The organism is Streptomyces sp. NPDC001443 (assembly GCF_053597355.1).
This window is the reverse complement of the sequence record NZ_JBSFIA010000004.1, coordinates 260,820-275,055: the sequence shown is the minus strand read 5'-3', so window position 1 is coordinate 275,055 and position 14,236 is coordinate 260,820. Positions and strand designations below refer to the sequence as shown.

The window sequence follows — 14,236 nt, the reverse complement described above, 5'->3', positions numbered from 1 at the left end:
GTCGTACGGGGGTCGGGTGGCGTAGCTCCAGCTCGATTTGAGTGCCGATCCTGACAGAGCAAAAGGACTCCAACAAGTGATTCCGTTGTTGCCTTTTGGTTACGCGACGGAATCTGTCGACCAGGTGTCGAGTCGGCACGGAAAAGGAAGGACGGAGTGTCAGTGGCACCTGCCAGACTCGCGTGCATGGGGAAGATCGATTCTTGGGAGACCCTGGTCAGGGAGGTCCACGCGGGGGCGGGGATCAAGTACCTGCGGTTCTGGGGCCATCGGCCCCGGCCCGACGGCCGGCTCGGGTCGAGCTGCCTGAGCCAGTGGTGGCCGTCACCGTTCGTGGTCGAAGGGGTCGCCTACGCGACCGCCGAGCACTGGATGATGGCCGGCAAGGCACGGCTCTTCGGCGACCCGGAGGCGGAGCGGCTCGTACTGGCCGCCGGGCACCCCGCGCAGGCGAAGAAGGCCGGGCGGCTGGTGCGCGGCTTCGACGAGGCGGTGTGGGAACGCGAGCGGTTCCGGATCGTGGTGGAGGGCAGCGTCCACAAGTTCGGCTCCGACGCCGGGCTGCGGGGCTTTCTGCTGGGCACGGGCGACCGCGTCCTGGTGGAGGCGAGCCCCGTCGACCGGATCTGGGGCATCGGCCTCGCCGCGGACGACGAGGCGGCGGCGGACCCGCGGCGGTGGCGGGGACCGAACCTGCTGGGCTTCGCGCTGATGGAGGCCCGGGAACGGATACGGGCGCGGGGGATCACGGAGACGGGCGCGGGGGCGTAGGGACACCGGGCACGAGGGGCCCCGCTTCGGCTCGCCCCGCCGTGCCCCGCCCCGGCCGGGATCAGGGGGCGACGAACATCAGGACGATCATTCCGATGCCGAGGAAGATGCCCGCACCGCCGCAGATGGCACCGGCCAGGGCCTGGCCCCCGTTCGTGGCCTCGCCCCGGTTGGCCTTCCTGCGGCCGATCACGCCGAAGATCAGTCCGAGGACGCCCATGATGATGGCGATCGGCCACAGACAGAACACGACGGCCGACAGGATGCCCAGCACCAGACCGGCGGTGCCCATCCCGTTGTCCGCCATGGGCGGCAGCGGCATACCGGGCCAGCCGTAGTAGCCGGGGAGGCCGGAGGCACCCGGGGCCTGCGGTCCGTGGGCGCCGCCGTAGCCCGGCTGGGCCGGATAGCCGTAACCGGCGGGGTAGCCGTACGGCGTCTGCCCGGGGCCGTCGGGGGCGATGGGCGGCGGCGGGACCGGCTCGCCGCCCTGGGCCGGAGGCGCGAAGGGATTGCCGGGAGCACCGGCCGGACCGCCCGCCGACGCGGTGGGGTACGGCGGCGGATAGGCGCCGGCCTGACCGCCGGGGCCGGCCGGGGAGGGCGCGGCGAACGGACCGGCCCACGGCTGGTCCGCCCCGGTGCCGGGCGCGCCGTGGAGCGTGCCGCCCGGGCCGCCGAACGGCGCGCCGGGCGCCGTGGCGCCGCCCGCGTCCGGCATCGCCACGGCCGTCTGCCGGTCGTGGCCGGCCGGAGGGGCGGGAGCGGGCCAGTCGGGCGAGACGAGGGTGTGGCCGGGCCCGTCGCCCGCGGCCGGATCGACCGGCGGCGCCCAGGGGTTCGGCGCACCGGCCCCGGCGGCCCCGGCGGCCCCGGCGTCCATGGGCGGCACCCCGTCCGTCGGCGCGGCGCCCGCGGGTACGGCGTCCGTGGGTACCGCGTCGGCCGGCCGCTTGCCGAGGGACACCGGGGGAACCGTGCCACCGGCCGGAACCGGTCCGGGTGCGGTCGCGTTCTCCGCTGTCTCCGGCGTCGACGCGTCGTCGGACATGCGCGGGGCCCCCTCTGTTGTACGTGCCGTCATGCTAAGGCCCTCGCTCTTCCGGCGGGGGCCCGGCCTACGATGATCCTCGAGTCGTCGATCAGCCGATCACCCGCGTCCCGTCCGGCGCCACAGCGTCCGGGACGCCCGCCCCGGGGAGGACCCCATGACCACCCACGCCGACGCCGGACGCGACCCGCGTGCCTCGCACGACCTGCACGCCTTCATCGCCGGACTGCCCAAGGCCGAGCTGCACGTGCACCACGTCGGCTCCGCCTCGCCCCGGATCGTCTCCGAACTCGCCGCCCGGCACCCCGACTCCAAGGTCCCCACCGACCCCGAGGCCCTGGCCGACTACTTCACGTTCACGGACTTCGCCCACTTCATCGACGTGTATCTGTCCGTCGTCGACCTGATCCGCACCCCGGAGGACGTCCGGCTGCTGACCTACGAGGTGGCCCGGGACCTGGCCCGGCAGCAGGTGCGCTACGCCGAGCTGACCATCACCCCGTTCTCCTCGACCCGCCGCGGTATCGACGAGGCCGCCTTCATGGACGCGATCGAGGACGCCCGCAAGGCCGCCGAGTCCGAGTTCGGGACCGTGCTGCGCTGGTGCTTCGACATTCCCGGCGAGGCGGGTCTGGAGTCGGCCGAGGAGACGGTCCGGCTCGCCACCGACGACCGGCTGCGGCCCGAGGGCCTGGTGTCCTTCGGGCTCGGCGGACCGGAGATCGGTGTGCCGAGGCCGCAGTTCAAGCCCTACTTCGACCGCGCGATCGCGGCCGGGCTGCGCTCCGTACCGCACGCCGGCGAGACCACCGGGCCCGAGACGGTGTGGGACGCCCTGAACCACCTGGGCGCCGAGCGCATCGGCCACGGCACCAGCTCCGCCCAGGACCCCCGGCTGCTGGCCCACCTCGCCGAGCACCGCATCGCGCTGGAGGTGTGCCCGACCTCCAACATCGCCACCCGCGCGGTCCGCACGCTCGACGAGCACCCGATCAAGGAGTTCACCCGGGCCGGGGTCCTGGTCACCATCAACTCCGACGACCCGCCGATGTTCGGCACCGACCTCAACAACGAGTACGCCGTGGCCGCGCGGCTGCTGGACCTCGACGAGCGGGGCGTCGCCGACCTGGCGAAGAACGCCGTCGAGGCGTCCTTCCTGGACGCGGCGGGCAAGGCCCGGATCGCCACCGAGATCGACGCCCACACCTCGGCGTGGCTCGCGCGCTGACTCGCGCACAATGGGGCCCATGCAGACCCTGACCGCCGTGGCCCACCGCGGCGACCCCTACCGCTTCCGTGAGAACACGGTCGACTCGCTGCGTTCCGCGCTCCGGCAGGGCGCGGACGCGGTGGAGTTCGACGTACGGCTCACCCGCGACGGCGTCCCCGTGCTGCTGCACGACGAGACGCTGAAGCGGCTGTGGGGACACGACCGGCCGCTGCGTTCCCTGACCGCGGACGAGGTGCGGACGCTGACCGCGGGCGGGGTGCCGACGCTCGCGGAGGCACTGGCCGCGACGGACGGACTGCGGGTGATGATCGACCTGCCGGGCCTGGCCGACCGCCGCTCGGCCCGGGCGGTCCTGGACGTCGTCCGCGGGTGCGGGGCGCAGGAGCGCGCCTACTACTGCGCGGGCGCCGAGGCGATGCTCGCCGTCCGGGCCGCCGACCCGGCCGCCGAGATCGCCCTGACCTGGACCTCCCTCGCGCCGCCGCGGCCCGCGCTGCTGGACGTCGTACGCCCGCGGTGGCTCAACTACCGCTTCACCCTGGTGGATCGCGAACTCGCCGCCCGGGTCCACCACGGCGGCCGGCTGCTCTCCGTCTGGACCCCCGACACCCGCCGCTCGATGCGCCGTCTGATCGACCTGGGCGTCGGCTCCATCACCACCAACCGCATCGACGCGCTGCGCGCGCTGCGGGACAGCGGGGAATTCCGTCACCCCACCCCCTAGGGGAGCCCACCCGGACAAGTCCCTTACGGGGCAGGCGAATCGACCGGGAAGAAGCAGGGTCGCACGCCCTCCTCGGCGACGATCCGGCGGCGCGCGCACGGCACGAGGATGATCGCGAACCGCTCGCAGATCCGGCCCCGACCTCCTCAGGAGCATCCGATGCGCGCTCACCGCCGCTCCCTCGCCCTCGCCGCCTCCGTCGTCCTCGTGCTGACGGCAGGCCCGCTGGCCGCCCCGGCCTTCGCCGCCCCGGCACCGGCCACCCGGGCGTCCGCCGCGCCCACCGCCACGGCCGGCCCGGACGCCGAGGCACTGCGCGCCGCGATCGCGGGTCTGCCGGACGCGGACGCCACCGACGCGCTGGTCCGGATCGGCGGCACCGACGGCGGCTGGCGCGGCAGCGCGGGCGTGCACGACCTGGCGAGCGGCCGGGCGGCGGACCCGGACGCCCGCTTCCGGGCCGGCTCGACCACGAAGGTGGTGACGGCGGCGGTCGTGCTGAAGCTGGCCGCACAGGGCCGGATCGACCTGGACGCGCCCGTCCAGCACTATCTGCCCGGCCTGTTCACACCCGCCTTCGAGCCGATCACCGTACGGCAGTTGCTGAACCACACCAGCGGCATCCGGGCGGGCGACGGCTGGGGCGACTCGTTCGAGGAGCAGTACGCGCACCGCTTCGACACCCTGACCCCACGGCAGGTCGTGCGGTCGGCGGTGGCCAAGGGACCGGAATTCCGTCCCGGGCGCGGGCAGGACTACCTCAACATCAACTACACGGTGCTCGGCCTGCTGGTCGAGAAGGTGACGGGCCGCTCGTACGCCTCGGAGGCCACCCGGCTCGTGCTGCGCCCCGCCGGGATGCGGGACACGTACTTCCCGGGCGCCGACCCCCGTATCCGGGGCCCGCACAACCACGGTTACCAGGCGGTGCGGCGGGCCGACGGGACGACGGAGTTCGTCGACGTGACGGAGTGGAACCAGGCGGACCGCTGGGCGGCCGGGGACATGATCTCCACGACCGCCGATCTGGAGCGGCTGATCACCTCGCTGTTCCGGGGCCGGATCGTGCCCGGCCCCGAGCTGGCGGAGATGTTCACGGTCCCGTCCGGCATCCCGGGCGCCTCGTACAGCGCGGGGCTCCAGAGGTTCGAGTACCAGGGGCGGGAGTACTGGCTCAAGTCCGGCGCCCGGTACGGCTACAGCACGGTCGTCGCCGCCACCCGCGACCTGAGCCGGACCCTGGTCTACTCGGTCGGCTCGACGGACGCCAAGGGCGAGGAGATGAACCCGGTGTCCCAGCGGATCGCCCTGGCCGCACTCAAATAGCGGGCACCGGGGCGGGGGTGGGGGTCAGCGCCTCCAGGAGCTTGATCCGCCTGCGCACGACGTACAGCGGGATCACTCCGAACACCCCGAAGGACAGGTCGACCACCGTCCACCAGAAGGGGATCCCCCGCACCGGACCGCAGATCAGCGCGAGCGGGACGATCCCGGCGCAGGCGATCGTCCCGAACTCCACCACCCAGATGTTGCGTACGGGATCGCGGTACGGGCCGTAGAAGGCGACCGCGATGACGAGGTGCGCGAACGCGAGCCAGTCCGTGCCGTACAGCAGGAAGGGGTACTGGGCGTCGGCGGCGTCCAGTCCGGTCCGCACCCGCTCGATCCAGCTCATGAGGGCGGGCAGGTGCTCCGGCACGGACAGGGCCCGCAACAGGTCTTCGGTCCAACGGAGTTCGTGCACCAGGGGGAAAGCCGTGGCGCCGCTGAGCACCAGGCAGACGACGAAGATGACCAGCCACACGCGAATGCCCTTCAGCAGGGCGGCTCTGTCGCTCATGGCCAGAGCGTACGCCTTTATTGAACATGTTCAAAAGTGCCTCGACGGCGATCTCCTTCTGGATGTCAATCTCGAAGTCTGCCTACGATGGCGGTATGACGTGGCTTGAGACGAGCACCGACAACTGCACGCTCCAGCGGACCCTGGACCTGGTCGGCGAGAAGTGGTCGCTGCTGGTCGTCCGGGACGCCATGAACGGCGTACGGCGCTTCGACGACTTCCGTCGGCACGTCGGTCTGTCCGAGAGCGTGCTGGCCGACCGGCTGCGGAAGCTGGTCGCCGCGGGGATCATGCGCACCGTCCCCTACAGCGAGCCCGGCAGCCGCACCCGCCACGAGTACCGGCTGACCCGGAAGGGCTGGGAGCTGTGGCCCGCGATGATCGCCCTGAAGCAGTGGGGCGACCGCCACGCGGCGGATCCGGAGGGCAGCCCCCTGGAGGTCGTGCACGGCGAGTGCGGCGAGCCGGTGGAAGCCGTGGTCGTCTGCACGGCGGGACACGGCACGCTCGACCCGCCCCACGCCCGCACCCGCCCGGGCCCGGCCGCCCACCCCCTGGACCTGACGGCTCGCTGAGGCGTCGGAGCCGGCGCTGTCACAGCCCCACGATCGTGTTCCACCGCTTGGCGAACTCCACGCGTTCCGCGGAGGTGATGTCCCGGGCGATCGCGAGCCGCTCGCGCATGGTCGCGTCGGGGAAGATCAGCGGGTTCTCGGCGAGGGCGGCGGTGTCCTCGTCGTCGGAGGCGGCCAGGACCTCCTGGGCCGCCGGGACCGGGCAGACGTAGTTCACCCAGGCCGCGAGCTCCGCGGCGACCTCGGGATCGTAATAGAAGTCGATCAGCCGTTCGGCGTTCGCCTTGTGCCGGGCCAGGTCGGGGATCATCAGGGAGTCCGACCACAGCTCGGCGCCCGACTCGGGGACGACGAAGCGGATGTCGGGGTTGTCGGCCTGGAGCTGGATGACGTCGCCCGAGTACGCCTGGCAGGCCAGGACGTCCCCGCTGACCAGGTCCTTGGTGTAGTCGTTGCCGGTGAAGCGGCGTATCCGGCCCTGGTGGACGTACTTCTCGACCTGGTCGCAGACGGTGTGGAAGTCGTCGGCCGTCCACCGCGTGACGTCGACCCCGTTGCCCTGCATCAGCAGCGCGAACGACTCGTCGAGTCCGGACAGCAGGGTGACCCGGCCCTTCAGGTCGTCCGCCCACAGGTCGGAGACCTGGCGTATCTCCCGCCCCAGCCTGCGGCGGTCGTACGCGATGCCGGTGATGCCGGACTGCCACGGCACCGTGAACCTGCGGCCGGGGTCGAAGGCCGGTGAGCGCAGCAGCGGGTCGAGGTACTTCGCCACACCGGGCTGGCGGGCCCGGTCCATCTCCTGCACCCAGCCGAGCCGGACGAACCGCGCGCACATCCAGTCGCTGATGACGATCAGGTCGCGGCCGGTCGACTGGTGGTTCATCAGCGCGGGGCTGATCTTTCCGAAGAACTCGTCGTTGTCGTTGATCTCCTCGACGTAGTCGACGGAGATCCCCGTGTGCTTGCCGAAGGCCGCCAGCGTGGGCCGCACGGTCGTGTCGTCGTCGTCCGTGTCGATGTACAGCGGCCAGTTCGCCCAGGTCAGCCGCTTGTCGGAGCCGGAGAGATCGGCGGCGGCCCGCTCGCCGGGAGCCACGTACGCGGCGGGCACACCACAGCCGGCGAGTCCGCCCAGCAGCGCACCGCCGCCCAGCGCGCGCAGGAGCGTCCGACGGGCGACGGGCGTGGTGCTGCGAGGCAGCGACATGGGGGACATGAGGGACAGCATGCCTGTCCCGCGCACGGCCGGACAATCGACGCTGCGTCGAGCTCGGCGACGCAGCCCCGACATCTTGTCGACCAAGGATGCCGCAGGTCGTCCCCCACGTCCGGGCCGGACGGTCACCCCCGCAGCCGGGCCGGACGGTCACCCCCGCGGCCAGGCCGGACGGTCACCCCCGCGGCCGGACCCGGCGGTCAGCAGCCCCGGCGGGCCGCCGCCGCCGGCTCCGTCGCCGCGACAGGCGGGGTGTCGGGACAGCGGGGCAGGCCGACCTCGACCACGAGACCTCCCCGGGCCCGGGTCCGGGCCAGCACCCGGCCGCCGTGCGCGGCGACCACGGCCGCCACGATGGACAGACCCAGGCCCAGCCCGTCCCGGCTGCGGACGCGCTCCGGGCCGAGTCGGCGGAAGGGCTGGAACAGGCCCTCGGCGCGGTCGGCCGGGATCACCGGACCGCTGTTCTCGATCCGCAGCCCGGCCCGGCCGGCCGCGTCCACCCCCGTCCACACGCTGACCCAACCCTCTTCGCCCGCAGGGAGGTTGTGCCGTACGGCGTTCTCGGTGAGGTTGACCACGAGCCGCTCGACGAGTTGGCGGTCACCGAGCACGGGGGCGGCCCCCAGGCGGGCCTCGACGCGCGGGCCCGACCGGGGCAGACGCTCCCGCACGATCGCCGCCAGATCGACGAACTCCCGTCGCTCCAGACCCCGTTGGCTGCGGGCCAGCGTCAACAGCGCCTCGATCAGCCGCTCCTGCTCCTGGCCGGCCGCCCGCACCCGCAGCAGCGCCGCCCGCAGGTCCGGGGCGCCGACGTCGGGGTCGGCGAGGGTCACGTCGACGATGGTCTGCTGGAGCGTGAGCGGGGTGCGCAGTTCGTGCGAGGCGTTGGCGACGAACTGCCGCTGCGCCTCGAACGCGCCCTCCAGCCGGGCCAGTACGTCGTCGAAGGTGTCCGCCACGGCCTTCAGCTCGTCGTCGGGCCCGGGTACGGCGAGCCGCTCGTGCAGGTTGTCGGCGGAGATCCGGCGGGCGGCGGCCGTCATGGTCCGCAGCGGTGCCAGTACCCGGCCGGCCATCAGCCAGCCGAGCACGAGCGAGACCAGCGCCATCACGGCGAGCGCGACCGCGCCCTCGACGAGGAGGTCGTGCAGTTGACCCTCGTGCAGGATCTCGGCGACGGCGTCGATGGTCGCCGCAGGGGTTCCCGGGGCCGACGGGTCGAAGGCCTCGCCCGAGACGCCGGGGCCCTGCACGGAGGTGACCGTCCTGGCGCCGGACTCGGAGTGGGCGGCGAGGAAGTAGACGAAGGCCAGCAGCAGCGCGCCGGCCGCCACGAACAGCGCACTGTAGAGAAGCGTCAGACGCCATCGGATACTGCGCGCGAACCACTGGGCGGAGCCGGTCATCGGATGCGGTACCCGGCCCGGTCCACCGTCTCGATCAGCGGCGGCTCCCCCAGCTTGCGGCGCAGTCTGCTGACGGTCACCTTGACGGTCTGGCTGAAGGGGTCGGCGGCCTCGTCCCAGGCCCGCTCCAGGAGTTCCTCGGTGGACACGGCCGCGCCCTGGGCGCAGAGCAGGAGTTCGAGCACGGCGAACTCCTTGGGGCTGAGCGGCAGCCGGAACCCGGCCCGGCTCGCCTCGCGCCGGGCCGGGTCGACCCGCAGTTCGCCGCGGACCAGCACCGGCGGCAGAGCGGGCTGCGCCCGGCGGGCCAACGCCCGGATCCGGGCGACCAGTTCGGCGAAGGCGAACGGCTTGGGCAGATAGTCGTCGGCGCCGAGCCCGAGCCCCGCGACCCGGTCGGCCACGGTGCCGGACGCGGTGAGCATCAGGACCCGGGCCCGTCCGCCGCCGGCCGCCAGCGTCCGGCACACCTGGTCGCCGTGGACCACGGGCAGGTCCCGGTCGAGCACGACGACGTCGTAGCCGTTGACCCCGGCACGCTCCAGGGCGGTCGAACCGTCGAGAGCGAGGTCGACCGCCATGCCCTCCCGGCGCAGCCCGGCGGCCACGGTCTCGGCGAGTTCCCGGTGGTCCTCGGCCAGCAGCACACGCATGGCGCCCAGTGTGCCGGGTCGCCGGTTACACGCGCGTAAGAGCGGCCGACCCCGGCGCGGACGACCGTCTGTGTGGAGGGCCACCGGCATGGAGGGCCACCGGCGTGGAGGGCCACCGGCATGGAGGGCCACCGGCGGGGCGACCCTCGACGCGGACAGCGGGGAACAGCCCTCGGCGCGGACAGCCCGGCGGGGGCGGCCCTCGGCGCGGACAGCCCGGCGGGGGCGGCCCTCGGCGCGGACAGCCCGGCGGGGGCGGCCCTCGGCGCGGTTGCGCCCGGCGGGGGCGGCCCTCGGCGCGGTTGCGCCCGGCGGGGGCGGCCCTCGGCGCGGTTGCGCCCGTATAAGAGCGGCCGTTCCCGTGCCGTAACCGCCCACCGGGTTCCGTAGGCCGTGGCCGCACCGGCAGCACCGCGGCCACACCCATCCATCCCACTCCAGGAGGAACCCATGCGTGCTCCGGCACCCCGGGCACAGTTGCTCACTCTGGGCGTCGCCGTCCTGTCGGCCGCCGCCCTCTGCACGGCCACCGCGTCCGCCGCGTCGGCGGCCGGCTCCCCGACGAGCGCGAAGCTCCGTACGACCACCGCGACCGCTGCGTCCGTCGCGTCCTTCGGGCACGAGCAGGGCGGGCGGACGAAGGGCGAGACCGGCCAGGGCGGCGGGACGACGGGCGGCGCGGGCCACGCCGGGGCGGGTCAGGGCGGGGCGACCGGCGGCTTCGGAGTCGCCTACCACCCCACCGCCGACGCCCCCGGCGACGTCAACGCGGCGAACAAGAAGTTCGCCGTGTGCATGCGCCGGGCCGGCCAGAAGACCTTCCCGGACATCCACGCGTCCAAGGACGCCAAGGGCCGCGTCCTGTTGCAGGTGAGGATCACCGACAAGGGCGGGACGTTCGACCCGACGTCCAAGCGCTTCCAGAAGGCGCTCAAGGCGTGCGGTCCGATCATGGCGAAGGCGGGCGTCACCTTCCCGGCCGGCGCCGAACTGCCGCCGCTTCCCGACCTGCCGGGGAAGCCGGGGAAGCCGGGGAAGCCCGGGAAGCCCACCAAGGTCACGAGCAGCGTGATCGAGGAGTCCGGTGGGCCCACGCTCGTCACGAGCGGTGTCGACGAGCACGTCTGACCGTCTCGCCAAGGGGAACGACGCGGCCCCGGACGGAAGTTCACCGTCCGGGGCCGCGCGTGTCCGGCACACAGGAGCTCGGCGGGCCGCCGGCCCGCCGTGCGTCACGCGTCCAGCGACGTCATCACGTGCTTGATGCGGGTGTAGTCGTCGAAGCCGTACCCCGACAGGTCCTTGCCGTAGCCGGACTTCTTGAAGCCGCCGTGCGGCATCTCGGCGACCAGCGGGATGTGGGTGTTGATCCACACGCAGCCGAAGTCGAGCTTCTTGGACATCCGCATGGCGCGGGAGTGGTCCTTGGTCCACACCGAGGAGGCGAGGGCGTACTCGACGCCGTTGGCCCACTCCACCGCCTGGTCCTCGTCCGTGAAGGACTGGACGGTGATGACCGGTCCGAAGACCTCGTTCTGGATGATCTCGTCGTCCTGCTTCAGGCCGGAGACGACGGTCGGGGCGTAGAAGTAACCCTTGTCACCGACCTGCTGGCCGCCCGCCTCGACCTTGGCGTGCGCGGGCAGGCGCTCGATGAAGCCCGAGACCTGCTTGAGCTGGTTGGGGTTGTTGAGCGGGCCGTACAGCACGTCCTCGTCGTCCGGCTGGCCGGTCTTGGTCTCGGCGGCGGCCTTCGCCAGCGCGGCCACGAACTCGTCGTGGATGCCCGCCTGGACGAGGACGCGGGTGGCGGCCGTACAGTCCTGGCCGGCGTTGAAGAAGCCCGCGACGGAGATGTCCTCGACGGCCTTGGCGATGTCGGTGTCCTCGAAGACCACGACCGGGGCCTTGCCGCCCAGCTCCAGGTGGACGCGCTTGACGTCCTTGGCGGCGGACTCGGCGACGGACATGCCGGCGCGTACCGAGCCGGTGATGGAGGCCATCGCCGGGGTCGGGTGCTCGACCATCGCGCGGCCGGTCTCGCGGTCGCCGCAGACGACGTTGAAGACGCCCTTGGGCAGGATCGAGCCGAGGATGTCGGCGATCAGGACGGTGGAGGCGGGGGTGGTGTCCGAGGGCTTCAGGACGACCGTGTTGCCGGCCGCGATCGCCGGGGCGAACTTCCACACGGCCATCATCATCGGGTAGTTCCAGGGCGCGACCTGGGCGCAGACGCCGACCGGCTCGCGCCGGATGATCGAGGTCATGCCGTCCATGTACTCGCCGGCCGAGCGGCCTTCGAGCATCCGCGCGGCGCCCGCGAAGAAGCGGATCTGGTCGACCATCGGCGGGATCTCCTCGGACCGGGTGAGTCCGACGGGCTTGCCCGTGTTCTCCACCTCGGCGGCGATGAGTTCCTCGGCGCGCTCCTCGAACGCGTCCGCGATCTTCAGAAGGGCCTTCTGGCGCTCGGCGGGGGTGGTGTCGCGCCAGGCGGGGAACGCCGCCGCGGCGGCCGCCATCGCGGCGTCCACGTCCGCCTGCCCGGACAGGGGCGCGGTCGCGTACGCCTCGCCCGTCGCGGGGTTGACCACCTCGGTGGTCCGTCCGTCGGCGGCGTCCCGGAACTCACCATCGATGTAGTTGCGCAGACGACGCAGCTCGGTGCTCACTGCCGGCCTCCTGTCAGGTCGAACTGTCCAATCGCTGAGACACCTACCCTAATCCGGGAGCCCACGTTTTCAACACCCCCGAGCGGGTCATCGCTGCGAAATCCGCAGACCTGGACGCCATAGACAACGAATTTCATCGGTAAAGCCTTGCGGAACGGACGAGACGTCGTGCAGAGTGAGGCCGTGGCCAGTCGAAGCGCAGACCAGAGGGACTCGCCCCGCGAGCCCAGGAACGGCACCCCCCACCTGGATGCCGTCTCCCTCGCGATCATCCAGCAGCTCCAGGAGGACGGCCGCCGGCCGTACGCCGCGATCGGCAAGGCCGTCGGCCTGTCCGAGGCGGCCGTGCGCCAGCGCGTCCAGAAGCTGCTGGACCAGGGCGTGATGCAGATCGTCGCCGTCACGGACCCGCTCACCGTGGGCTTCCGCAGGCAGGCGATGGTCGGTGTCAACGTCGAGGGCGACCTCGACCCCGTGGCCGAAGCGCTGACCGGCATGTCGGAAGTCGAGTACGTGGTGATGACCGCGGGCTCGTTCGACATCCTCGCCGAGATCGTCTGCGAGGACGACGACCACCTGCTGGACGTCATCAACAAACGCATCCGGGCCCTGCCCGGCGTGCGCTCCACCGAGAGCTTCGTCTACCTCAAGCTCAAGAAGCAGACCTACATGTGGGGAACCCGATAACCGTGAGCACCAAGGACCTCAGCCGATCCGCGTACGACCACCTGTGGATGCACTTCACCCGCATGTCCTCGTACGAGAACTCGCCCGTCCCCACGATCGTCCGTGGTGAGGGCACCTACATCTACGACGACAAGGGCAAGCGCTACCTCGACGGTCTCGCGGGTCTGTTCGTGGTCCAGGCCGGCCACGGCCGGACGGAGCTGGCCGAGGTGGCCGCCAAGCAGGCCTCCGAGCTGGCCTTCTTCCCCGTGTGGTCGTACGCCCACCCCAAGGCCGTGGAGCTGGCGGAGCGCCTCGCCCACCACGCGCCGGGCGACCTGAACAAGGTGTTCTTCACCACCGGCGGCGGTGAGGCGGTCGAGACCGCCTGGAAGCTCGCCAAGCAGTACTTCAAGCTCAAGGGCAAGCACACCAAGTACAAGGTCATCTCCCGCGCGGTCGCCTACCACGGCACCCCGCAGGGCGCCCTGTCCATCACCGGCCTGCCGGCCCTGAAGGCCCCCTTCGAGCCGCTGGTGCCGGGTGCGCACAAGGTCCCGAACACCAACATCTACCGCGCCCCGATCCACGGCGACGACCCCGAGGCCTTCGGCCGCTGGGCCGCCGACCAGATCGAGCAGCAGATCCTCTTCGAGGGCCCCGACACCGTCGCCGCGGTCTTCCTGGAGCCGGTGCAGAACGCGGGCGGCTGCTTCCCGCCCCCGCCCGGCTACTTCCAGCGCGTCCGCGAGATCTGCGACCAGTACGACGTGCTGCTCGTCTCGGACGAGGTCATCTGCGCCTTCGGCCGGCTCGGCACGACGTTCGCCTGTGACAAGTTCGGCTACGTCCCGGACATGATCACCTGCGCCAAGGGCATGACCTCGGGCTACTCCCCGATCGGCGCCTGCATCGTCTCCGACCGGATCGCCGAGCCGTTCTACAAGGGCGACAACACCTTCCTGCACGGCTACACCTTCGGCGGCCACCCGGTGTCCGCGGCCGTGGGTCTGGCCAACCTCGACCTGTTCGAGCGCGAGGGCCTCAACCAGCACGTGCTGGACAACGAGGGCAACTTCCTCAAGACCCTCCAGAAGCTGCACGACCTGCCGATCGTCGGCGACGTCCGCGGCAACGGCTTCTTCTACGGCATCGAGCTGGTCAAGGACAAGGCGACGAAGGAGTCCTTCAACGCCGAGGAGACCGAGCGCGTCCTGTACGGCTTCCTGTCGAAGGCGCTGTTCGAGAACGGCCTGTACTGCCGTGCCGACGACCGCGGCGACCCGGTCATCCAGCTCGCCCCGCCGCTGATCTCCAACCAGGAGACCTTCGACGAGATCGAGCAGATCCTGCGCGCGACGCTGACGGAGGCGTGGACCAAGCTCTGACCTCGCGTCCCACCCCTCGCGTCGATCACCCCCC

Annotated in this window: 13 protein-coding genes and 1 pseudogene; 8 read left to right on the top strand and 6 right to left on the bottom strand. The window is 72.1% G+C overall.

All coding sequences use genetic code 11. The features are described from left to right. Positions 1–186: 186 nt before the first annotated feature. Positions 187–771: an NADAR family protein gene (locus ACWC24_RS07950; protein ID WP_450661953.1), complete on the top strand. Its 585-nt coding sequence runs from the start codon at positions 187–189 to the stop codon at positions 769–771. 61 nt (positions 772–832) lie between these two features. Here the strand turns inward: ACWC24_RS07950 and ACWC24_RS07945 are convergent, their stop codons facing one another. Then, a complete protein-coding gene (locus ACWC24_RS07945) occupies positions 833–1,822 on the bottom strand; it encodes a hypothetical protein (protein ID WP_450661952.1) in 990 nt (329 codons plus the stop codon). 98 nt (positions 1,823–1,920) lie between these two features. On the opposite strand from ACWC24_RS07945, the pseudogene ACWC24_RS07940 reads away from it, so the two are divergent. From ACWC24_RS07940 to ACWC24_RS07930, 3 genes and pseudogenes are all read left to right on the top strand, one after another. Further along, positions 1,921–3,050: pseudogene (locus ACWC24_RS07940) on the top strand (adenosine deaminase). Between the two features lie 19 nt (positions 3,051–3,069). After that, positions 3,070–3,777: a glycerophosphodiester phosphodiesterase gene (locus tag ACWC24_RS07935; RefSeq protein WP_450661951.1), complete on the top strand. Its 708-nt coding sequence runs from the start codon at positions 3,070–3,072 to the stop codon at positions 3,775–3,777. Positions 3,778–3,936: 159 nt separating this feature from the next. Then, complete coding sequence (locus ACWC24_RS07930) at positions 3,937–5,103, top strand: serine hydrolase domain-containing protein (RefSeq protein WP_450661950.1); 1,167 nt, start codon at positions 3,937–3,939, stop codon at positions 5,101–5,103. Here the strand turns inward: ACWC24_RS07930 and ACWC24_RS07925 are convergent. Further along, a complete protein-coding gene (locus ACWC24_RS07925; protein ID WP_450661949.1) occupies positions 5,096–5,617 on the bottom strand; it encodes a hypothetical protein in 522 nt (173 codons plus the stop codon). The genes ACWC24_RS07930 and ACWC24_RS07925 overlap by 8 nt on opposite strands. A 95-nt stretch (positions 5,618–5,712) precedes the next feature. Between ACWC24_RS07925 and ACWC24_RS07920 the strand changes: the two genes are divergently transcribed. After that, positions 5,713–6,192: a winged helix-turn-helix transcriptional regulator gene (locus ACWC24_RS07920; RefSeq protein WP_450661948.1), complete on the top strand. Its 480-nt coding sequence runs from the start codon at positions 5,713–5,715 to the stop codon at positions 6,190–6,192. A 19-nt stretch (positions 6,193–6,211) separates the two neighbouring features. On the opposite strand, the gene ACWC24_RS07915 is transcribed toward ACWC24_RS07920, so the two are convergent. The 3 genes from ACWC24_RS07915 to ACWC24_RS07905 all read right to left on the bottom strand — a co-directional run bounded on the left by ACWC24_RS07915 (position 6,212) and on the right by ACWC24_RS07905 (position 9,476). Then, positions 6,212–7,402 (bottom strand): polyamine ABC transporter substrate-binding protein, encoded by a 1,191-nt coding sequence (locus ACWC24_RS07915; RefSeq protein ID WP_450661983.1) that lies wholly within the window; start codon positions 7,400–7,402, stop codon positions 6,212–6,214. 209 nt (positions 7,403–7,611) lie between these two features. Then, positions 7,612–8,823, bottom strand: coding sequence for a sensor histidine kinase (locus ACWC24_RS07910; protein WP_450661947.1), 1,212 nt, complete (start codon positions 8,821–8,823; stop codon positions 7,612–7,614). Next, positions 8,820–9,476, bottom strand: a complete 657-nt coding sequence (locus ACWC24_RS07905; RefSeq protein WP_450661946.1) for a response regulator transcription factor — start codon at positions 9,474–9,476, stop codon at positions 8,820–8,822. Before ACWC24_RS07905 ends, ACWC24_RS07910 begins: the two co-directional genes overlap by 4 nt. A 450-nt stretch (positions 9,477–9,926) precedes the next feature. Here ACWC24_RS07905 and ACWC24_RS07900 point away from each other — a divergent pair, with 450 nt between their 5' ends. Then, the gene (locus ACWC24_RS07900; protein WP_450661945.1) at positions 9,927–10,604 is read left to right on the top strand and encodes a hypothetical protein; all 678 of its coding nucleotides are present in this window, start codon (positions 9,927–9,929) and stop codon (positions 10,602–10,604) included. 104 nt (positions 10,605–10,708) lie between these two features. Here ACWC24_RS07900 and ACWC24_RS07895 read toward each other — a convergent pair whose 3' ends face one another. Further along, positions 10,709–12,148, bottom strand: a complete 1,440-nt coding sequence (locus ACWC24_RS07895) for a gamma-aminobutyraldehyde dehydrogenase (protein ID WP_450661944.1) — start codon at positions 12,146–12,148, stop codon at positions 10,709–10,711. A gap of 168 nt (positions 12,149–12,316) precedes the next feature. Between ACWC24_RS07895 and ACWC24_RS07890 the strand changes: the two genes are divergently transcribed. Both ACWC24_RS07890 and ACWC24_RS07885 read left to right on the top strand, forming a co-directional pair. Beyond that, positions 12,317–12,835 (top strand): Lrp/AsnC ligand binding domain-containing protein, encoded by a 519-nt coding sequence (locus ACWC24_RS07890; protein WP_162469671.1) that lies wholly within the window; start codon positions 12,317–12,319, stop codon positions 12,833–12,835. A 2-nt stretch (positions 12,836–12,837) separates the two neighbouring features. Further along, positions 12,838–14,202: an aspartate aminotransferase family protein gene (locus ACWC24_RS07885; RefSeq protein WP_450661943.1), complete on the top strand. Its 1,365-nt coding sequence runs from the start codon at positions 12,838–12,840 to the stop codon at positions 14,200–14,202. Positions 14,203–14,236 lie beyond the last annotated feature (34 nt).

Coding starts and splice junctions, on each gene's coding strand:
- ACWC24_RS07950 (WP_450661953.1), top strand. CDS start 187: ATGGGGAAGATCGATTCTTGGGAGACCCTGGTCAGGGAGGTCCACGCG.
- ACWC24_RS07945 (WP_450661952.1), bottom strand. CDS start 1,822: ATGTCCGACGACGCGTCGACGCCGGAGACAGCGGAGAACGCGACCGCA.
- ACWC24_RS07935 (WP_450661951.1), top strand. CDS start 3,070: ATGCAGACCCTGACCGCCGTGGCCCACCGCGGCGACCCCTACCGCTTC.
- ACWC24_RS07930 (WP_450661950.1), top strand. CDS start 3,937: ATGCGCGCTCACCGCCGCTCCCTCGCCCTCGCCGCCTCCGTCGTCCTC.
- ACWC24_RS07925 (WP_450661949.1), bottom strand. CDS start 5,617: ATGAGCGACAGAGCCGCCCTGCTGAAGGGCATTCGCGTGTGGCTGGTC.
- ACWC24_RS07920 (WP_450661948.1), top strand. CDS start 5,713: ATGACGTGGCTTGAGACGAGCACCGACAACTGCACGCTCCAGCGGACC.
- ACWC24_RS07915 (WP_450661983.1), bottom strand. CDS start 7,402: ATGTCGCTGCCTCGCAGCACCACGCCCGTCGCCCGTCGGACGCTCCTG.
- ACWC24_RS07910 (WP_450661947.1), bottom strand. CDS start 8,823: ATGACCGGCTCCGCCCAGTGGTTCGCGCGCAGTATCCGATGGCGTCTG.
- ACWC24_RS07905 (WP_450661946.1), bottom strand. CDS start 9,476: ATGCGTGTGCTGCTGGCCGAGGACCACCGGGAACTCGCCGAGACCGTG.
- ACWC24_RS07900 (WP_450661945.1), top strand. CDS start 9,927: ATGCGTGCTCCGGCACCCCGGGCACAGTTGCTCACTCTGGGCGTCGCC.